The 20,491-nt window shown below is 67.9% G+C and carries 15 protein-coding genes; 9 read left to right on the top strand and 6 right to left on the bottom strand.

What is annotated here, in order from left to right; genetic code table 11:
• Positions 1-20 precede the first annotated feature (20 nt).
• From H074_RS33175 to H074_RS33150, 6 genes are all read left to right on the top strand, one after another.
• Entirely contained in the window at positions 21-980 is a 960-nt protein-coding gene (locus H074_RS33175; RefSeq protein ID WP_007034467.1) for an ornithine carbamoyltransferase, read from the top strand.
• Complete coding sequence (locus tag H074_RS33170; RefSeq protein WP_007034466.1) at positions 973-3,267, top strand: lantibiotic dehydratase; 2,295 nt, start codon at positions 973-975, stop codon at positions 3,265-3,267. The genes H074_RS33175 and H074_RS33170 overlap by 8 nt, the downstream gene beginning before the upstream one ends.
• A complete protein-coding gene (locus tag H074_RS33165) occupies positions 3,264-4,190 on the top strand; it encodes a threonine ammonia-lyase (protein WP_007034465.1) in 927 nt (308 codons plus the stop codon). The genes H074_RS33170 and H074_RS33165 overlap by 4 nt, the downstream gene beginning before the upstream one ends.
• Positions 4,191-4,210: 20 nt before the next feature.
• Positions 4,211-6,454 (top strand): lantibiotic dehydratase, encoded by a 2,244-nt coding sequence (locus tag H074_RS33160; protein ID WP_007034464.1) that lies wholly within the window; start codon positions 4,211-4,213, stop codon positions 6,452-6,454.
• Positions 6,455-6,532: 78 nt separating this feature from the next.
• Positions 6,533-7,537: a 2,3-diaminopropionate biosynthesis protein SbnB gene (sbnB, locus tag H074_RS33155; RefSeq protein WP_007034463.1), complete on the top strand. Its 1,005-nt coding sequence runs from the start codon at positions 6,533-6,535 to the stop codon at positions 7,535-7,537.
• A 32-nt stretch (positions 7,538-7,569) separates the two neighbouring features.
• Entirely contained in the window at positions 7,570-7,830 is a 261-nt protein-coding gene (locus H074_RS33150; RefSeq protein ID WP_152521535.1) for a hypothetical protein, read from the top strand.
• Positions 7,831-8,106: 276 nt separating this feature from the next.
• Here H074_RS33150 and H074_RS40455 read toward each other — a convergent pair whose 3' ends face one another.
• The 5 genes from H074_RS40455 to H074_RS33125 form a co-directional block, all read right to left on the bottom strand.
• Entirely contained in the window at positions 8,107-8,640 is a 534-nt protein-coding gene (locus H074_RS40455) for a hypothetical protein (RefSeq protein WP_152521534.1), read from the bottom strand.
• A gap of 622 nt (positions 8,641-9,262) precedes the next feature.
• Positions 9,263-11,092 (bottom strand): glycoside hydrolase family 15 protein, encoded by a 1,830-nt coding sequence (locus tag H074_RS33140; RefSeq protein WP_007034460.1) that lies wholly within the window; start codon positions 11,090-11,092, stop codon positions 9,263-9,265.
• A 10-nt stretch (positions 11,093-11,102) separates the two neighbouring features.
• Complete coding sequence (locus H074_RS33135) at positions 11,103-12,110, bottom strand: SDR family oxidoreductase (RefSeq protein ID WP_007034459.1); 1,008 nt, start codon at positions 12,108-12,110, stop codon at positions 11,103-11,105.
• Positions 12,111-12,247: 137 nt separating this feature from the next.
• The gene (locus H074_RS33130) at positions 12,248-12,511 is read right to left on the bottom strand and encodes a DUF3040 domain-containing protein (RefSeq protein ID WP_007034458.1); all 264 of its coding nucleotides are present in this window, start codon (positions 12,509-12,511) and stop codon (positions 12,248-12,250) included.
• Between the two features lie 64 nt (positions 12,512-12,575).
• On the bottom strand, positions 12,576-14,030 hold the full coding sequence (locus H074_RS33125) for a peptide MFS transporter (RefSeq protein WP_007034457.1): 1,455 nt from the start codon (positions 14,028-14,030) through the stop codon (positions 12,576-12,578).
• Between the two features lie 145 nt (positions 14,031-14,175).
• On the opposite strand from H074_RS33125, the gene H074_RS42395 reads away from it, so the two are divergent.
• Complete coding sequence (locus H074_RS42395; protein WP_420805408.1) at positions 14,176-14,232, top strand: hypothetical protein; 57 nt, start codon at positions 14,176-14,178, stop codon at positions 14,230-14,232.
• A 21-nt stretch (positions 14,233-14,253) separates the two neighbouring features.
• Here H074_RS42395 and H074_RS33120 read toward each other — a convergent pair whose 3' ends face one another.
• On the bottom strand, positions 14,254-16,047 hold the full coding sequence (locus H074_RS33120) for a thiamine pyrophosphate-requiring protein (protein ID WP_007034456.1): 1,794 nt from the start codon (positions 16,045-16,047) through the stop codon (positions 14,254-14,256).
• Between the two features lie 203 nt (positions 16,048-16,250).
• On the opposite strand from H074_RS33120, the gene H074_RS33115 reads away from it, so the two are divergent.
• Together H074_RS33115 and H074_RS33110 are read left to right on the top strand one after the other, a co-directional pair.
• On the top strand, positions 16,251-17,360 hold the full coding sequence (locus H074_RS33115; protein WP_007034455.1) for an enolase C-terminal domain-like protein: 1,110 nt from the start codon (positions 16,251-16,253) through the stop codon (positions 17,358-17,360).
• Positions 17,361-17,406: 46 nt separating this feature from the next.
• A complete protein-coding gene (locus H074_RS33110) occupies positions 17,407-20,451 on the top strand; it encodes an FAD-binding and (Fe-S)-binding domain-containing protein (protein ID WP_051072056.1) in 3,045 nt (1,014 codons plus the stop codon).
• Positions 20,452-20,491 lie beyond the last annotated feature (40 nt).

The following is a 20,491-nucleotide window of genomic DNA, read 5'->3' as shown; positions in this document are numbered from 1 at the left end:
AGCACACCTCGGAGGTTGTCATGGCCGAACCAGCGCGCCGCCACCTGATCTCCCTCAATGATCTCGACGACGAAGACCTGCGATGGATCGTCGGTCGCGGAGTCGAGTACGCACTCGGCCACCGGACGGACGAACGCCCGTTACGCAATTCGGTCGCGGGTATTTTGTTTCGCAAAACCTCGACCAGAACCCGGACATCTTTCTCCGCAGGGGCACTTCGGCTCGGCGCGAAGCTGATCAATTACGGTCCCGGTGATCTTCAGGAGAACACCGGTGAGACCATCGAGGACACTGCCGCGGTGTTGTCGAGGATGCTCGACATGCTCGTCGTGCGGACCTCTGGCGCCGAGGCCGAGCTTCGTGCCTATGCCGTGAGCAGCCGGATGGCCGTGATCAACGCGATGTGCGCGGACGAGCACCCCACCCAGGCCCTCGCCGACCTCACCACGCTCACCCAGCGGTTCGGCCGGGTCGAAGGTCTGCGCGTGCTCTACGTCGGCGAGGGCAACAACACCGCGTCGGCGCTGGCTCTGGCGTTGTCCCGCTACGACGACACGTCACTCTACCTGCGTACACCGACGGGTTATGGCCTCGACCAGCGGTTTCTGGACCGGGCCGAACTCAACGCCAAGCGCAGTGGCGCGCTGGTGGAGGAGTGGCACGACATGGCGGAGCTCCCGCACGTGGACGTGGTCTATACCACAAGGTGGCAGACCACCGGAACGGTCAAACACACCGAGGACTGGCGTGAGGTGTTCGCCCCGTTCCACGTCGACGCGGCGGTGATGGCCGAGTCCGGCGCGAAGGTGTTCCTGCACGACCTCCCCGCGCATCGCGGGGAGGAGGTCGCCGCGGAAGTCCTCGATGGACCGGCGAGCCTCGCGTTCACCTTGGCTGAGAACAAGTATCACAGCGCCCGAGCGGTGCTCGCGTGGTGCGCGGGCACCGGGACCCGGGAAGACCCGGTGCGCGATGCCTGAAGACGTCCTGCTGCCGGGCGGCGAATGGCGGCTGTGGCGAGAGTTCGCCCTGCGAGGTCCCGGCTTCCCCGCCGCCGGGGTGCTACGGCTGGCGCCGTTCGGGCTCGCCGAGGCGGCGGACGAACTCGCCGACGGGGCAGGCCCCGAGTGGGCCGCGTTCGAGGAACTGTTCGCCGGAGCGATGGTGGACAACGTCAAAGAGCTGCAGGAGATCGCCGCGTTGCCGGCTTTCCAAGCCGCGGTGGCGTGGCAGAACCCCGCCCTTCTGCAGCGCGGCATCGGCTTGTTCCTGGCGTGGGACCCCTCGGTGGACGGACGTACCAGCAAGCGGCGTGAACGCGAGGAGCTGGTGGCGCACTACTGGCAGCGGTTCTGCGTGAAGAACGACACGATCGGCTTCTTCGGACCGGTGGGCTGGGGCCGCTGGGACGAGTCGGCCGAGGGGGTCGTCGTCGAGCCGGGATCCGGCCTGGTCGCCGAGTCGAACGTGTATTTCTCGAGCTGGGCGGTGGACGCGGTCGCCCGCACGGTCGGTGCCGACCCTCGGCTGCGAGCCTGGATCGCGCCGCGCCGGGTGTCGTTCGTCCGGGTCACCGGAGACGTGGTGCGGATGCCCGGACGGCGTCCGGACCGGCTTCAGCCGCTGGAGCGGGAGATTCTCGCGCACTGCGACGGAATCCGCCGTCCCTCGGAGATCGTGGCAGAGCTCGGGCAAGAGACGGCCGAAGACACCGTGATGTCCATTTTGGACGAACTGGCGCGGCGCCGGCTGATCGTGTGGCGGCTGGAGGTGCCCACCTGCGCGTATCCCGAACAGCATCTGCGGTCGGTCCTGGAGCGGATCACGGACCCGGAACTGCGACGGGACGGCTTGTCCAAAGTGGCGGTCCTCGAACACGGAAGGGACCGGATCAAGGCGGCGGGCGCCGACGCCACCGCCTTGTCCGCGGCGTTCACCGCGCTGGAGAACGAGTTCGAGGCGCTGACCCAGGTCGCGGCGCAACGCGCCAAGGGCACGCGCACCGCACCGTGCCGGGCCCTGATCTACGCGGACTGCCGCCGGTCCGCCACGGTCCGGATCGGCGCCGCGATCCGCGACGAGCTGACCCCGCTCGCCCTGTGCCTCACCGCCGCCCGCTGGATGACGGGCCGGTTCGCGCGGGCTGTCGGGGACCGCGTCCGGCAGGCGTACGAACGCCTGCGCGCACGGGACGGGAGCGTGGACCTCGCGTCGTTGTGGATGGAGTGCCTGCCCGCCCCGCACGGCGGTTCGATCACCGACATCGACCGCATCCAGGACGAGCTGCGAGAACGCTGGGCGCGGATCCTGGAGGTCCCCGATGGCGCCCGGCGCGTCCGGTTGTCCAGTGTGGACATCGCGGACCGGGTGCGGGATGAGTTCGGGGAAACCGGTCCGAGCTGGCCGCAGGCCCGCTACGTCAGCCCGGACGTCCTGGTCGTGGCCGACGACGCCGACGAGGTGGCGCGCGGGAACTTCGAGCTCGTCCTCGGCGAGCTGCACGTCGCGATGAACACCGCCAGCACTTCGTTGTGGGTGATGCAGCATCCGGACGCCCGGCGGCTGTTCGCCGAGACCGCGGTCGACTTCCCCGGTCCGCGGCTGCTGCCGATGCTGCCCAAGGAGCAGCCGCCGCGATGGTCGGCGCGCAGCCGGATCTCCCTGGACCGGCCGGAGGACTACTACGTGGCCTTGGTGGACCATACGGTCGATCCGGAGCGGGATCGGACGGTGCTGAGCGCCGACGTCCTGGTGGAAGAACGGGACGACCGGCTGGTCGCCGTGCTGCCCGACGGCGCGGAGTTCGACCTGCTCGACGTGTTCAGCAACGCGATGACCAACCGGGTCATGGACCGGTTCGCGTTACGGCCCCTCGCCGGCCATTCGCCCCGGGTGACGGTGGACAAGCTGGTGGTGGCCCGGGAGTCGTGGTCGGTTCCGGTGGAATCCCTGGGTTTCGTGTCGGAGAAGTCGGAGGCGCGGCGGTTCGTGCTGGCTCGCCGGTGGCGTGACGAACGGGGGCTTCCGAGGTTCGTGTTCGTGGTTTCCCCGGGGGAGCCGCGTCCGTTCTATGTGGACTTCGACGCCCCGGTGTTCGTGAACATCTTCGCGAAGGCGGTGCGTCGGCTGGCCCGTCAGGATCCGGGCGGCCGGTTGTCGATCACGGAGATGCTGCCGTCGCCGGAGCAGGCGTGGCTGACCGACGACAAGGGGAATCGGTACACCTCCGAACTACGCTTCGTCGCGGTCGACCAGTCCGTCCGATGACCGTCGAAGCACCCCGGCTCGGCGCGGCGGACGTGATGATGGCGGCACGGCGGACCGCGGGCCGGATCCGGCATACGCCGCTGCTGGTGCCGGACGGCCTGCCGGGGATCCTGCTCAAGGCCGAACATCTGCAGCACGGTGGCTCGTTCAAGACCCGCGGTGCCGCGAACGCGATGCTCGACCTCGCCACCGCCCACGTCGTGACCGGCTCGTCGGGCAATCACGGGATCGCGGTCGCACGGCTCGGCGCGGAGCTGGGTGTCGAGGTGACGGTCGTCGTCGCTGGTGGCGCGGCCGCCGGCAAAGCGGCCACCATCGGCAGGCTCGGCGCGCGGGTGATCGAGGTGCCCGGAGGGGTGGCTCAACGGGACCGGTACGCGCGCGAGCACGCCGCCCGCACCGGCGCGGCGTTCGTGCCGTCCTCGGACCACCGGTCGGTGGTCGCCGGAGCGGGCACGGTCGGGCTGGAGGTGTTCGACGCGATACCGGACCTCGACGTGATCTTCGTGCCGACCGGCGGCGGTGGCCTGCTGGCGGGCGTGTGCCTGGCCGCCGAGGGACTGCGCGGAGCACCGCGGATCGTCGGCGTGGAGCCGGCGACGGCCCGGCGCTACGCCCGCTCGCTGGCTGCCGGATTCCCGGTCGAGCTGCCGCCATCCCGCACGGTGGCCGACGGGCTGCGCGGGCAACGGCCGGGCGAGATCCCGTTCCCGATCATCCAGCGCCGGGTCGACGAGCTGATCGAGGTCACCGACGAAGAGATCCTGACGGCGATGGAGCTGCTGCGTCGCGACGGGGTCGAGGCCGAGCCGAGCGGGAGCGTCGCCCTCGCCGGTGCCTTGCGGACGCGGTTCACCGGCCGCGCCGTCGCCATCGTGTCCGGTGGGAACACCCCGCGGCGCTGCCGCGCCGACGTCCGATAGCCCCGAGGAGCGTTGCCGACATGGTCAGGTTGAGCGGGAAGTGGCGACTGTGGGACCAGTTCGCGGTGCGTGGCGCGGGATTCCCCGCGGCAGGCGTGCTGAGGCTCGCGGAGGAAGGACTGGCGGCGGCCGCGGACCGGCTCGACGTGGACGCGAGGCTGTCCGGACCGGCGTGGGACGTGTTCGAGAAACAGTTCGCGACCACGGCCGTGGAAACGGCCGTCGAGCTCCAGTCGATCGCGTCCTCGCCCGGCTTCCGGGCCGCCGTCGAATGGCAGAACTCCACCATCTGGCGAACCGGTGTCGAGTCCTTCCTCGCGTGGGAGCCGTCGGTGGCGGGCCGGACCAGCAAACCCCGGCAGCGTGAGGAGTTGGTGGCGCAGTACTGGCAGCGGTTTTGCGTGAAGAACGACACGATCGGCTTCTTCGGACCGGTGGGCTGGGGCCGCTGGGACGAGGCGGCGAGCGGAGTCGAGGTCGAGCCCGGTTCCGGGCTGATCACCACGTCGAACGTCTACTTCGCCGGCTGGGCGGTCGACGCGGTGGCCCGCGCGATCGGCGCCGATCCGCGGTCCCGGAACTGGGTGGCGCCCCGCCGGGTGCCCTTCGTGCGGGTGACCGGCGAACTGGCTCATCTGCCGGGCAGGTCACCCCAGGTGATTCCCGCGGAACTCCGCCCCGTTCTCGAACTGTGCGACGGAGTCCGCTCGGCGCAGGAGATCCAGCAGGAGCTGGGTCCGGCGATCGACGTGGCCGCCGCCGTGACGGAGCTGGTGCGGCTCAAGGTCGTCGTCTGGCGGCTGGACGTCCCGGCGAGCGCGTATCCCGAACGGTACCTGCGAACCTGGCTGGCGTCCGTCGGCGAAACCCGCCTCCGTGAGCAGTGGCTCGCCCGGCTGGACGAACTGGAACGCGGCCGTGATCGGGTCCGGACGTCGACCGCCGCGGAGCTGCCTGTCGAACTCGCCGCGCTGGAGAGCGGCTTCACGACGATGACCGGTTCGGCCGCCACTCGCGTCAAGGGCACGAACACCGCCCCGTGCCGCGGCCTGGTCTATTCCGACTGTGTCCGGGCGGCGCGGGCGCGGCTCGGCACGGACATGCTGGCCGAGCTCGCGCCGATCGACCTGCTGCTGACCAGCGCGACCTGGTTGACCGCGCGGCTCGCCGGCACGGTGCTGAGCCACGCGCGGAGGGTCCACACCGGCCTCGCGGCGGCAGGGCCCGTCGACCTGGCCGCGTTCTGGTTCGCGTGCATGCCGATCCTGCACGGTACGGCGGTGGCCGAGGCCGCGGCGCTCCGCCGGGAGCTGTCCACCCGGTGGGCGCGCATCCTCGACGTCCCCGACGGCGCCCGGCGCGTCCGGATGTCCAGTGTGGACATCGCGGACCGGGTGCGGGACGAGTTCGGCGATCCGGTCCCCGGCTGGGACATGGCCCGTTACCTCAGTCCCGACGTCTTCATCGTTCCCGGTGCCGATACCGAGTGGGTGCTCGGCGAACTGCACGTCGCGTCGAACACCCTCGGTGCTTCGCTGTTCGTCAACCAGCATCCGGTGCGCGGTGAGCTGCTCGACGAAACCGCGGCCGACTTTCCCGGCCCGCGTCTGCTGCCGATGCTGCCCAAGGAACACAAGTCCCGGCTCTCCGCACGGATCCGCTACTCGTTGGACCGGCAGGAGGACTACTACGTGGCCTTGGTGGACCACACGGTCGATCCGGAGCGGGATCGGACGGTGCTGAGCGCCGAGGTCCTGGTGGAAGCGCGAGGGGACCGGCTGGTGGCCGTGTTGCCCGACGGCGCGGAGTTCGACGTGCTCGACGCGTTCGGTCACGTGCTGACCACACTGGCGATGGACCTGTTCCGGATCATGCCCGACGCGGACCATTCGCCCCGGGTGACGGTGGACAAGCTGGTGGTGGCCCGGGAGTCGTGGTCGGTTCCGGTGGAATCCCTGAGTTTCGCCTCTGAGAAGTCGGAGGCTCGGCGGTTCGTGCTGACTCGCAGGTGGCGTGAAAGACTGGGTCTTCCGAGATTCGTCTTCGTGGTTTCGCCGGGGGAGCCTCGTCCGTTCTATGTGGATTTCGACGCTCCGGTATATGTGAGCATTTTCGCCAAAGCGGTGCGTCGGCTGGTACGTCAGGATCCGGCCGGCCGGTTGTCGATCACGGAAATGTTGCCGTCGCCCGAGCAAGCGTGGCTGACCGACGACAAAGGGAACCGGTACACCTCCGAACTGCGTTTTGTCGCCGTGCACCGCTGACCACCGGAAGAATTCCCGGTCGATTTTTCTGCGCTTTCTTCCCTGCGAAAGCCGACTGCGGCCCGTCAGGCTGAGAGCATGCTGATCCTGCCCCATGGCGATGTCCGGCGAATTCTCGACGGTGCGGAGCAAGAAGTGCTGGCGGCCGTGCGCACGGCTTATGTCCTGCACACCCAAGGCCGGTCCGCCGTTCCGCATTCGGTTTTCCTGCGGTTCCCCGGCGACGAGCGCAACCGGATCATCGCGCTGCCCGCGTACCTGGACACGCCCGAGGAGCCGGTCGCCGGCGTCAAGTGGGTGTCGTCGTTCCCCGGCAACGTCCAGTCCGGAATGGACCGGGCGTCGGCGGCGATCATCCTCAATTCGATGCGGACCGGCCATCCCGAGGTGTTCCTCGAGGGCGCGACCATCTCGGCACGGCGCACCGCGGCGAGCGCGGCGGTCGCCGCCGCCACCCTCGGCGCGACCGGCTCCGGGGTGTCCCTCATCGGATGCGGCGTGATCAACTTCGAGGTCCTGACGTTCCTGCGCGCCCTGTACGCCGAGCTGGACTCGGTCACCTTGTTCGACCTCGACCAGGCGCGGGCGAGCGCTTTCGCGGACCGGTGCACCACCCGCTGGCCGGAGATGAAGGTCGACGTCGCCACCGGAGTCGAGGACGCCCTCGCCGCGAATCCGCTGGTGTGCCTGGCGACCAGCGCCACGGTCCCGCATCTGGACGTCTCGCGCTGTCAGCCGGGATCGTTGATCTTGCACTTGTCGCTGCGCGACCTCACCCCGGAGACGATCCTGGCGAGCACCAACGTCGTGGATGACGTCGACCACGTCTGCCGGGCCGCCACGTCACTGCATCTCGCGGAGCAGCGGGCGGGCAATCGCGACTTCATCGCCCACTCGCTCGGCGAACTCCTCCTCGACGGCGATCGATACCGGCGAAACCCGGACACCCTCACCGTCTTCTCACCCTTCGGCCTCGGCGCGCTGGACCTCGCCCTCGCGGATCTCGTTCACCGACGCGCCCGCGAAAGCGGCCTGGGCACTCACGTTCCCGACTTCCTCGGTACCGGGGTACTCGACGGATAGAGCGAGCTGACCACTGTGGCGCACTCGAGCAAGTGACGCGGCGTCCTGGCCGGCGCCGGAGGCTTCCCGCACCTGTCGAGGCCCTCGACGCGGTGGTCCGCTTCAGGTCCGTCACCGGCTCGGCGCCGGATGTGCTGCGGATCGGCACCGCCCGCGGCGCGACGGTCGCGGACGAACACGCCGCGATGGGAGCGTTCAGCGCCGCGCCGGTGCCGGCGATGCGGGCGACGAGCCGCCCTTCTGATCATCCGAACGCGTCGCCGGCCGGGAGATGCCCGGTCAGCGACGCGTAGGGTGGTGCGTGCTGATTGGAGTGTCGGCGACTGCCCCGTCGCCGCGATCGAACGCCTCTTCATCACCCGCACCGTAGGTGGCCCGACAGCTATGAGACGGTGTCAGGCGGGCTGCACAACATCCCTCGATAACGCGGCACCGTCGGCCAGCTGAACTGAAAGTTGGGCAAGGTCACCTCATTGCGCGACGCCTGCCCGACGAGGACTGATTCCTACGGCGTCCCGTATGTGCAGAGGACTGCACCGCCGGTGAAGGACCCCGTTGCGCTTTGTGTACTACCACCTCGAGCAGTGCAGATCGTAGTGGTTGGTGCTACCGAAGAAGCCGCCGACGTAGATGGTTGCGTGCGTGCCGTTCTGGCAAGTGTTGTCGAAGTCGTACCACGGATTGATCGTCTGCTCGTGGATCGTGTTGCCGAACGGTTCCATCCTGACTTGCCAATACACCTTCGCAACACCTGCCGGCACGGTAAACCACCTGTTGCCGGTGTGGCCCACGCTGCCGCTCCAATCGTGGTAGACCTCCGCGCCACTCGAGTTGTAGCCGTAGATGTCCGCGTACGCCCAGTACCAGCCGTCATTGTAGAAATGAACGGACACAGGGTGCGTCGAGCCCATCGGGCGTAATTCGTGGGTGGCGGCTTGGGCGGCAATGGCAGGCGTGGACCCGGCGACAACTCCAGTGGTCAGACCAGCCACGGCAATAGCGAGGCCGACCAGCAGCCCGCTGACTCGAGTGCGCATATCAGGAACTCCTCTCGATTTGTTGGACTTCTGCTTCTTTTCCTCATCACGCAACAGTCTGACCAACGAATCACCGCCGTAACCTCGGGAAAAACTGCATTCGCCGCGACATCGGGTTCGCCATACTTGCCCATGACATATCGTGTGGGTTGTCCTAATGGATGCTGCGATCTGAGTATCATCGCTAACCTGAGTCCTTCGCTCCAGCATGCACCCAATCGTGCGACTGGCAAGAGGTTAATCACGTCCCTGACGAAAATTGGCCAGCACGCGGGTGGCTCGGTGACCCGTTTATCTCGGGACGGAAGACGAGGAAGGCATCGACGATCAGTACGTCGTTCCGCTCAAGGGAGCAGTTGGTTGGCCCCGGCAAACGACACGCTGAACATCGCGACGTGGACACCCTCACGCGTGGCATCACCGTGACCAGCCAGAACACCTCGGCCTGGAGTCCGATCCGTTACGCTGCAATAGAATACTGAGGGCATTGCGAATTACGGTGTCGCGAGCTCGGTGGCAGTATTCATCGCGGATGCGTTCGGTCCGGAAGGCGATCTCGAACACCACGCCGTGACCATGTGCCCGCCACGACCACCGCCTTGACGCGATCGTCGGCACGCACGTCGAGCACCACACCAGCGCCGTCGCGGTTGCGGGCAAAAAATCCGGTGCGTGCCGGTGGATCCGGTCATCGGCCGTCCTGGTCCGTCGACCCGGAACCGCCTCGCCTGCGAATCGGCCCCCGGTCTCCGCCGCTGAGGTTGAGTGCGGTGTTGATCAGGGCGACATGCGAGAACGCCTGCGGCACATTCCCCACCAGCCGTCCCGTGCCGGTGTCGTACTCTTCGGACAGCAGGCCGACGTCGTTGCGCAGGTCGAGTAGCCGCTCGAACAGCTCGCGGCCTTCGTCGCGGCGGCCCTGCAGGATGTAGTTGTCGGCGAGCCAGAACGTGCAGGGCAGGAATGCGCCCTCGCCGGGAGGCAGACCGTCCAGCTCTTCGCTCCGTTTCGTCATGGTGTAGCGCTGCACGAAACCGTCCTGGCGCAGGTGCTTTTCCACGGCCTCGACGGTGCCGCGCATCCTCGGGTCGTCGGCGGGCAGGAACCCGATCGCGGGGATCAGCAACAGGGCCGCGTCGAGGCTGGAGCTGCCGTAGTAATGAGTGAAGGTGTTCCGCGCGGTGTCGAAGCCTTTGTCGCAGACCTCGGCGAAGATGGTGTGACGCAGTGCCTTCCAGCGATCGGCCGGGCCATCGAGTCCGAACTGCTCGATACCTTGCACCGCCCGGTCCGCGGCGGCCCACACCATCACCTTCGAATGGGTGAAGTGCCGTCGCGGACCGCGCATCTCCCAAATGCCGTTGTCGGGGTCATCCCAATGTGATTCCAGGAAGTCGAGCAGCGTGCGCTGCAGTTGCCACGCGTCCGGGTCCGGAGGGATGCCGTGTGTGCGGGCCTGATGCAGTGCGTCCATGAGCTCGCCGTACACGTCGAGCTGGAATTGTTCCGACGCCGCGTTGCCGATTCGCACCGGCCGGGACCCGGCGTAGCCTGGCAACCAAGGCAGTTCCGACTCCGTCAGCCGGCGTTCCCCGTCGACGCCGTACACGATCTGCATCTGCTCGGGGGCCCCGGCCATGGCGCGCAGCAGCCATTCGCGCCAAGCGCGGGCCTCTCGTTCGTACCCGGCCTCCAGCAACGCCATCAGGGTGAACGTCGCGTCGCGGATCCAGCAGAAGCGGTAATCCCAGTTGCGCACCCCGCCCAGCTGTTCGGGCAGCGACGTGGTGACGGCGGCGACGATTCCGCCGCTCGGGCTGTACGCGAGCGCCTTGAGCGCGATCAGGGATCGCACCACGGCGTCCCGGTACTCGCCGTCGTAGCTGCACTGGGCTGCCCAGTCCCGCCACCACTTTTCCGTGCTCCGGACGGTCTTGGCGATGTCCACCCGCTCCAGTTCGGGCTGCCTCGGCCCGGCCCAGGCAAGGCGCAGCCCGACCCGCTCGCCCGCACCGACACTGAACTCTGCGGAGCACATTGCCCGGTCGTCGAGCCGGTGCGGCACGTCGCCGTCGAGGATGACCGAATGGGGACCCGCGATCGCGTTGATCCGGTGGCCTTCGGTACGGATCCACGGCCGGTCGTGGCCGTATTCGAACCGCAGCCGGACGTCGCTGCGCATGCGGACGCGGCCGTGCACACCTTCGACGGTCCGGAGCACCCGGGGATTGTCGCGCCGGATCGGCATGCAGTCCACGATCCGCACGGTGCCCTCGTCGTTGATCAGCTCCGTTTCCAGGACCAGGGTGTCCTTCCGGTAGCCGCGGCGGACGGTGCGCGCTCCACCCAGCGGCGCCAGTGTCCACTGGCCGTGCTCGGGGTCGCCCAGCAGGGCCGCGAAGCACGCGCCCGAGTCCATCCTGGGCAGACACAGCCATTCGAGCGAGCCGTTGTGCCCGACCAGGCCGGCGGTCTGGGTGTCACCGATCAGCGCGTAGTCCTCGATGCGCAGGGACATGGGGCCCCCTTCAGCGTTTGCGGGCCAAGGCGGCCAGTCCCGCGGCCGCCACCGCGGCGGCCGCGGCACCGAGCAGCCCGTGGTGCTGGGACGCCCACAGCTGCGGGCTGCGTGCGGTGGCCTTGCGGTCGAAGCGGCCGTGCGCCCCGAAGTCCTTCCCCTCGGTGTCGTCGGCCGCCACCCACAGATTCGCCGGCTGATCCGGGTCGCGGGGCTGCTCGCCCTGCTGTGACTGGAAACCCGTGCGGGCGAGATAGCGGTCCAGCAGGCCGGGGGCGAACTTGTTGGCGACGAGCGTGCCGACCGTGGACCCGCCGACCCAGTATTCCCGCCGTCTCGGATGGTCGGCGGCGTAGATGACCGCCTTCGCCGGGATCTCCGGCTGGTAGATGGGCGCGACCGGCTGGGCCTTGCGGGGGAGCCGGGACAGCACCCAGTCGAACTGAGGGGTGTTCACACCGGGCATCTGCACCATGGTCACGTGCACGTTCGACTTGCTGTGCAGCAGTTCACAGCGCAGCGACTCCGTGAACCCCTGTATCGCGTGCTTGGCACCGCAGTAAGCGGTCTGCAGCGGAATGCCCCGGTACGCCAGTGCCGACCCGACCTGGACGATCGCGCCCCGGTCGCGCTGCAGCATCCGGTTCAGCGCCGCGCGGGTGCCGTGGACATACCCGAGGTAGGTCACCGAGGTGACCCTGTCGAATTCCTCCGGCTCGATGTCGGTGAAGGGGGCGAAGATGCTGGTAAAAGCGTCGTTCACCCACACATCAATGGGGCCGAAAGAGTCCTCGACCTGCTGAGCCGCGGCGTCGACGGCCTGGTAATCGGACACATCGACGGGCAAGGCCAGCACCTGCCCGCCCGCCTGCCCGACCTCCGCGGAGGCGGCCTTCAGCCCCTTCTCCCCGCGCGCCAGCAAAGCCACCCTGTCCCCGCGCGCGCCGAACTCCCGCGCCGCGGCCCGGCCGATGCCGCCGCTGGCCCCGGTCACGACGACTACTCTTCCCTGTTCCATGGTCGAATTCCTCCTGGTCGGACGGTTGTCTTGAGCACACATTCGTCGTACCCGTCCTGACCGGAGACATGCCTTCCTGTCGCGTGGCCGCGAAATCGTCAGGGGTTCGTGAGAGTGCCCGCCCCGTCACACCGGATTCATCGGCTCGAACGACGATGACGCGCGTAGAGTGCCGCGGGGAACCCGGCCATGCCGAGCAAGATCAGAACGGTCGCTCCGGTCAGGCATCCGAGGATGAACAGCAAGCCTGCCGATACGGCGAGCGTGGTGTACGGCCAACCGCGGTCCTGAAGGCGTGGGACGGCTCGCGGATCGGTGAACACGGCGGCGAACGCGGGTTCCTCTTCTTCGAATCGCCGCTCGATCTGGTGCAGGCGCTGTTTCTCGTCATCGCTCAGCATCTGTGCTCCGTGGGTGGTTGGGGTGGTGGCGGTCCGGTTCTTTTACGGCCGGTCAGCGCGGACATCAGGGCACGCCCTTCATGAGTCGTTTTATGAACGGGCTGGCGGCTGCGAGAAGGAGCCCGAACAGGACGGCGGCGCCGCCCACGAAGGTGAAGTAGCGAGCTTCGTCGGCGGGGTCGTAGTACTTGGCCAGTGACCCCGCCATGGAAGTGCCCAGGGCGATCGAAAGGAAGTTGAGCGCGACCATCTGAGTACGGAACGCCTCCGGGGCGAGTTTGGTCGACAGGGACAGCCCCACCGGCGAGAGCAGCAGTTCGGCGATGGTGAACATCAGCAGGATGCCGACCAGAACCGGCAACGGCGTCGAATTGCCCGCCCCGCCAACGGTGGGAAGGAAGAGCAGGAAGGCGATGCCCATGGTGACCGTTCCCAGCGCGAACTTGATCGGTGTCGACGGCTGACGTGGCCCGAGCTTCGTCCAGAGCGCGGCGAAAGCGCCGGCCAGCAGGATGATGAAGATCGGATTGATGGAATTGGCCCACGCCACCGGCATCTGCCAGCCGAAGAGGGAACGGTCGAGCCGCTGGTCGACGTAGATCGTCACGACGGTGAACTGCTGCTGAAACAGGGAGAAGAAGACGAAGCTCGCCAAGAACATCGGGACGAAACCGAAGACGCGGCTTCGCTCCACTCGCGTGATCTTCTTGCTGGAGAGAATCACGCCGAAGTAGCTCGCCGCCGCGACGGCGATCACGACGACGGTGACGTTCGCCAGATTCGCCGCGGTGATCAGTCCGGTGAGCACCGCGATCACGACGACGCCGATGGCGACGATCAGACCGCCGAGGACGAGTGGGCGCCGCGATGACGGCAGGGGATTGGGGACCACATTCGCTTCGGGGCCGAGGTTCTTGCGCCCGAACATGTAGTGGATGAGACCTAGTGCCATGCCCAGTGCGGCGAGACCGAAGCCGTAGTGGAACCCCACTTCCTTCTGGACCAGTCCGGTCAGGAGCGGCCCGACGAAGGCGCCGAGATTGACACCCAGGTAGAACAGCGAGAACCCGGCGTCGCGTCGCGGGTCGTCCTTCTCGTAGAAGGAACCCACGATCGACGTGGCGTTCGCCTTGAGTCCACCGCTGCCCAGCGCGACCGCTCCCAGACCGACACCCACGCCCAGGAAACGGGGTAGCAGAGCGAGCGCGAGGTGGCCGAACATGATCAGCACCGCGCTGGTGAACAGCACCCGTTCGGAACCGGCGACCCGGTCGGCGACCCAAGCGCCCGCGACGGTCGACAGGTAGACGAGGCCGCCGTAGGCACCGACGATGCTCGTCGCCGTCGCTTCGGAAAGGCCGAGCCCGCCTTGGGCGGCGGTGTAGTACAGATAGATGGTGAGAATGCCCTGCATGCCGTAGAACGAGAACCGTTCCCACATCTCGACGCCGAAAAGGGTCGCCAGTCCTCGTGGATGGCCGAAGAAACTCTTGTCCTGCCGGATCTCTGTCTCGCTCATGGCGGTCGTCCTCGTCTCGGCGAACGTTTCCCGTGTCGATTGATATGGACGTAGGCAAGAAATACATCGGCGGGGAGCGGCTCCGGAGGGCAACGCGACGGCGAGGTCGAAGGCGCCATGCCTGCTGCAGCTCATCATCAACACGGTGACCACGATCGTGACGTTCCTGCTCGTGGCGTTGCTGCGGAACACCCAGAATTGACGTGCTCTCAGCAGCCCTGGGTCATCCGTTGCGGTCGGGAAGAAACTCTTGCGCCTTCGTCTTCGCCCCTTGCGCGATCATGTGCAGCGCGTCGGGGTCGCCCTTGAGCACCGCCTGGGCGGCGGACTTGACCTGTTCGAAGGTGGCGTGCGGGGGGATCGGCGGAACTTCCGGGTCGCACCGCACATCCAGCACGGCCGGACGGCCGCAGGCGAGAGCCCGGTCCCACGCGCCGCCGAGGTCATCAGGCGAGTCGACGGCGATACCTTCGAGCCCGATGCTCTGGGCGAAGCCGGCGTAGTCGACGTCGGGAAGTGCCTGCGATTCCTCGAACTTCGGTGCCCCGCCCATGGCGCGCAACTCCCAGGTCACCTGGTTGAGATCGTTGTTGTGGAAAACGCAGACGACGCATCGGGGGTCCTCCCACAGTGCGTGGTAGCGCCTGATGGTGATCAGCTCGGCGAGACCGTTCATCTGCATCGCGCCGTCGCCGACCAGCGCGATGACCGGCCGGTCGCCGTGCGCGAACTTCGCCCCGATGGCGTAAGGCACCCCCGGCCCCATCGTGGCCAGCGTGCCGGAAAGGGAACCGCGCATACGTCCGCGCATCTTGAGGTCGCGCGCGTACCAGTTGGCGGCGGACCCGGAGTCCGAGGTGACGATGGCGTCGTCCGGAATCCGCTGGGACAGTTCCCAGACCACCCGCATCGGATTCACCGGCTTGGCGTCCAGCATGGCCTGTTTCTCCATGGTGTCCCACCATCCGGTGACGTCCTGCTCGATCTTTTCCCGCCATGACCGGTCTTCCTTCGGGCGCAGCAGGGGAAGGAGCGCACGCAGGGTTTCCGCGGCGTCCCCGACGAGGTTGACCTCGGTGGGATAACGCATGCCGATGAACCGGCCGTCGATGTCGATCTGGACGGCGCGGGCCTGTCCGAACTCGGGAAGGAATTGCGTGTACGGGAAATTGGACCCGATCACCAGAAGAGTGTCGCAGTCCTGCATCAGCTCGTAGCTGGGCCGGGTGCCGAGAAGCCCGATGGCGCCGGTGACGTAGGGCAGATCGTCGGGAAGCACATCCTTGCCGAGCAGTGCCTTCGCGACACCTCCGCCGGTGAGTTCGGCCAGTTCCCTCACTTCCGTGGCCGCGCCGCGTGCTCCCTGTCCGATCAGGATCGCCACGCGCTCACCCGCGTTGACGATCTCCGCGGCGTGCTCGATTCCTTGCCGCGCGGCGACGACGGTCGGGACGGCTTCGCCCGGCGGACTGGACGGCACGTTCTTGAACGCGTGTTTCGGTGGTGTGTAGCGCTCTTCCTGGAGATCTGCCGGGATGATGATGACGGTGGCGGTGCGTTGTGCCGCGGCGATCCGGATGGCGCGGTCCAGCGCGTTCGGCAATTGCTCGGAGACGTTCACCTCGACGAGGTACTCGCTCGCGACGTCCTTGAACACGCTCTGGAGATCGACCTCCTGCTGGTAGCTGCCACCCATGGCGCTGCGGGCCACCTGTCCCACGATCGCGACGACGGGCACGTGGTCGAGTTTGGCGTCGTACAGCCCGTTGAGCAGGTGGATCGCCCCTGGGCCCGAAGTGGCAGCGCAGACTCCGACCCGGCCACTGAACTTGGCGTAACCGACCGCCTCGAAGGCCGCCATCTCCTCATGGCGCACTTGCACGAAGCGCGGTACGTTCTCCGCCTTGCCGAACGCGCCGATGAGGCCGTTGATGCCGTCACCGGGATAACCGAAGACCTGTTCGACGTTCCATTCCCGCAGACGTTCCAGCACGTGGTCGGCGACCGTTGTAGCCATGATCTCTCCCTTGCGAGTCTTTCCGGACCGGGTGTCTCCGGTGAACGCCTACCCGCCCAGGAGGGGCTGACACGTGCTCGCCCCGGGAACTCGGAAGTCTTTACTCCATCGAGTTCTCCCGCCTCGTTTGGGGACACGCCCACCGGGTAGGCGGCGATGAGCGGATCGGAGGTGGCGAAGTGCTGTCTGACGAGGACCGAGCGATGACCGAAGGCGATGCGGTGATCGAATCGCTCCGGGCGACCGCGTACCGGCTTCCCACGCCGGGGCCCCAGGGCGACGGCACCTTGGAGTGGAACGCCACCACGATCGTCTTCGTCCAGGCGACGGCGGAAGGCGCCACCGGCTCGGGCTGGACCTATTGCGCCGCCGCGGCCGTGGACGTCGTGAGCGAGGTACTGGCCGAGGTGGTCACCGGGCGATCGGCATTGGAAGTGCCGGGAGCCTGGCTGGCTATGCAGCGGCGGATCCGGAACCTCGGCAGGCCGGGGCTCGTGTCCTGCGCCCTGTCGGCGGTCGACATCGCCTTGTGGGACCTCGCCGCCGAACTCGCCGGGCTTCCGCTCAGCCGGCTTCTCGGCAAGGTGCACGACAGTGCGCCGGTCTACGGCAGTGGCGGATTCACCACCTACGACGACTCGCGGCTTCGGAGCCAGCTGGAGGAATGGGTCGGCGGCCAGGGAATCCCGCGGGTGAAGATCAAGATCGGCGAATCCTGGGGCACAGCCGTCAGGCGGGATCTCGCGCGAGTCCGGCTCGCACGCGAGGTCATCGGGCCGTCGACCGAACTGTACGTCGACGCGAACGGCGCTTACCAAGCCGCCCAGGCGATCCGCGTGGGGCAGCGGCTGGCCGAGTCGGACGTCCGGTGGTTCGAGGAACCGGTGTCGAGTGACGACCTCGCAGGCTTGCGAAGGGTCCGCCAGGGCGTCCTCCCGGACGTGGCAGCCGGCGAATACGGCTACGACCTGCCGTATTTCGGGCGCATGGTGGCCGCCGAAGCCGTCGACTGTCTTCAGATCGATGTGACGCGGTGCGGCGGCTACACGGAATGGGCACGGGCGGCGGCGGTGGCCTCGACGGCGAACCTGCAGGTGTCCGCGCATTGCGCGCCCAACCTTTCCGTTCACGCGGCGGTCTGCACGCCCAACCTGCGCCACATCGAATGGTTCGTCGATCACGACCGCCTCGAACGGCTCTTCTTCGCGGGAACCGTGTCTCCCGACGGCGGTCAGGCCCGGCCCGACCTGAGCGTTTCCGGACACGGGCTGGTTCTTTTACCCGAAGAAGCCGACCGTTACCGCGTGCGGTGAGTACCGCGAGGTGCCGCCCACTCTGCTCGAACCGGAGGTCTTTCGCATGTCTCGTCCCGTTCCCGCGCCGCCCGGCCTCGTCCGCGTCGACGTTCCCGTTTTGGAGAGCGGACTGCGGTCGGCTGTGGAGGGAGAAGTCCGTTTCGATGCCGGCTCCCGGGGCGCCTACTCCACCGACGCCTCCAACTACCGCCAGATCCCCCTCGGGGTGGTGGTGCCCCGGTCCATCGAAGCCGGGGCGAGCGCGATCGAGGTCTGTCACCGGTACGGGGCTCCGGTGCTGTCCAGGGGCGGGGGCACCAGCCTCGCGGGCCAAGGCACCAACGCGGCCGTGGTGATCGACTGGACGAAGTACTGTCACCACCTGCTCGCGGTGGATCCGGGCGCACGGACCTGCGTGGTGGAACCGGGGATGGTGCTCGACGACCTCAACGCCGAACTCGCCGCGCACGGCCTGGAATTCGGCCCACGTCCGTCGACGCACAGCCATTGCGCGCTCGGCGGCATGATCGGCAACAATTCCTGTGGTGCGACCGCTCAGCGCACCGGCAAGACCGTGGACAACGTCCGGCGGCTGGAAGTGCTCACCTACGACGGTCTTCGCTGCTGGGTGGGGCCGACCGGCGACGACGAGATGGCCCGGATCATCGGCGAAGGCGGCAGGCGCGGACAGCTCTACCGGGACCTGCGGGGGATACGCGACCGGTACGGCGACGACGTCCGCCACCGATTCCCCGACATTCCGCGCCGGGTGTCCGGTTACAATATCGACGCGCTTTTACCCGAAGCCGGCTTCGATGTGGCGAAGCTCGTCGTCGGGAGTGAAGGAACACTGGCCACGGTTCTGCGCGCGGAGCTGGACCTGGTCCCCGTCGTGGAGCACACCGCGATGCTGGTGCTCGGATTCCCCGATATCGCCGACGCCGCGGACGCGGTGCCCGGCGTATTGGAAGGCGTGGCTCCGGTCCGGCTCGAAGCCCTCGACGACCGGCTCGTCGAATTCATGCGGGCGAAGCACCTGCATCTTGAATCCATCGACGCGCTTCCGGCCGGCCGAGGCTGGCTGATCGCTCAATACGGCGGAGAGAGCCCGGACGAGGCGCTGGAGGCGGCATACACGACCTTGCGGAGACTCGGCCGGAATGACGACGACGAGCACGTGCGGCTGACGAGTGCGCCGGTCGAGCAGGAACAACTGCTCAAAGCCCGGGAGTCCGGGCTCGGGGCAACGGCGCGAGCGCCGGGAATATCGGACACGTGGCCAGGATGGGAAGACTCCGCGGTGCCGCCGGACCGGCTCGGCGACTACCTCCGGGATCTGCGCCGGTTGTTCGCCGAGTTCGACCTCGATCGGCCGTCCCTGTACGGACATTTCGGCCAGGCGTGCCTTCATGTCCGCATCCCGTTCCGCCTCGACGAGGCCACGGGGGTGGCGGCCTACCGCGACTTTCTCGAACGCGCGGCCGACCTGGTGGCCTCCTACGGCGGCTCGCTGTCGGGCGAGCACGGTGACGGGCAGGCACGGGGCGAACTGCTCGTCCGCATGTTCGGGTCCCGGATCGTGCAGGCGTTCGGTGAGGTGAAGGCCGCCTTCGACCCGGACAACCGGATGAACCCGGGGAAGGTGGTCGCCCCCTTCGCGCTGGACGGCGATCTGCGGCTCGGCGCGGACTGGCGGCCGGGGAGCCACCGGACCCAGTTCGGCTTCCCGGAGGACGACCACAGCTTCTCCCGGGCCGCTTTGCGCTGTGTCGGGGTCGGCCAATGTCGCCGTCCCGATCCGCGGGGAGGCGTGATGTGCCCGTCCTACCAGGTCACTCGCGAGGAAGAACACTCCACGCGGGGCCGGGCCAGGCTGCTGTTCGAGATGTTGGAGGGACACGAGGACTCCCCGGTGCGAGACGGCTGGCGCTCCACGGAGGTGCGCGACGCGCTGGATCTCTGTCTGGCGTGCAAAGGGTGCAAGAGCGATTGTCCCGTCGGGGTGGACATGGCCACTTACAAGGCCGAGTTCCTCTATCAGCACTATCGGGGCCGGGTACGGCCGATGGCGCACTACGCGCTCGGGTGGCTGCCCGCGCTGGCCAAGGCCGCGAAAGTGGCTCCTGGCATGGTGAACGCCCTCCTGAACGCTCCCGGCATCGCCGCACTGGGCAAGCGGCTGGCCGGGGTGGCCCCGCAACGGGACGCTCCCGCCTTCGCCGGCGAAACGTTCCAGCAATGGTGGACCCGGGAACGCGCGCACCGGCAACCGGGACCGGGCGAGGCGAACGCCGCCGTCCTCTGGCCGGACACGTTCGTCAACCATTTCGCCCCGCACATCGGCAAGGCGGCGGTCCGGGTACTCGAGTCCGCCGGATTCCGGGTCGCGGTGCCCGCCGGGCCGGTCTGCTGCGGGCTCACCTGGATCTCGACCGGCCAGCTCCCGGTCGCGAAGAAGGTGTTGCGGCATACGCTGGACGTGCTGCGGCCCTGGATCGAGGCGGGAACGCTGGTCGTCGGCCTCGAACCGTCGTGCACCGCGGTGTTCCGCTCGGACGCCGCCGAACTTCTTCCGCAGAACCAAGACGTGCACCGGCTGTCGAAACGCTTCGTGACACTGGCCGAAGCCCTGCTCCATCACGCCCCTGAGGAATGGCACCCGTCTCCGCTAAGGCGTGACGCCATCGCCCAGAAACACTGTCATCATCACGCCATCATGGGATTCAGTACCGACACGACCGTGTTGCACCGCGCCGGCGTGGACGTCGAGGTGCTGGATTCCGGGTGTTGCGGGCTGGCGGGCAACTTCGGGTTCGAACGCGGCCACTACGACGTCTCGATGGCGTGCGCCGAGCGCACCCTGCTGCCCGCGGTGCGCGAGGCGGCACCGGAAACGCTGATCCTGGCCGACGGCTTCAGTTGCCGAACCCAGATCGAGCAAGGGAATACCGGTCGCGTGCCGCTGCACTTGGCCGAGGTGCTTCAGGACGCCGTACCAGGGGAACGACCGGAGCCCACGCGATTCCCGGGTGAACGGGCGGGAAGAACAGTCACGGCGGCAGCCGGATTGGTGGCCGCGTCACTGCTTTGGCGGCGTCTGCGCCCATGAAGGCGAGGGCCTTCAGAGGTGTCGCATCATCACACCGGCG

Source organism: Amycolatopsis decaplanina DSM 44594, assembly GCF_000342005.1.
Taxonomy (GTDB): domain Bacteria; phylum Actinomycetota; class Actinomycetes; order Mycobacteriales; family Pseudonocardiaceae; genus Amycolatopsis; species Amycolatopsis decaplanina.
Note: the sequence above shows the minus strand (reverse complement) of the source record. Positions and strands in the feature narration are given on the sequence as shown.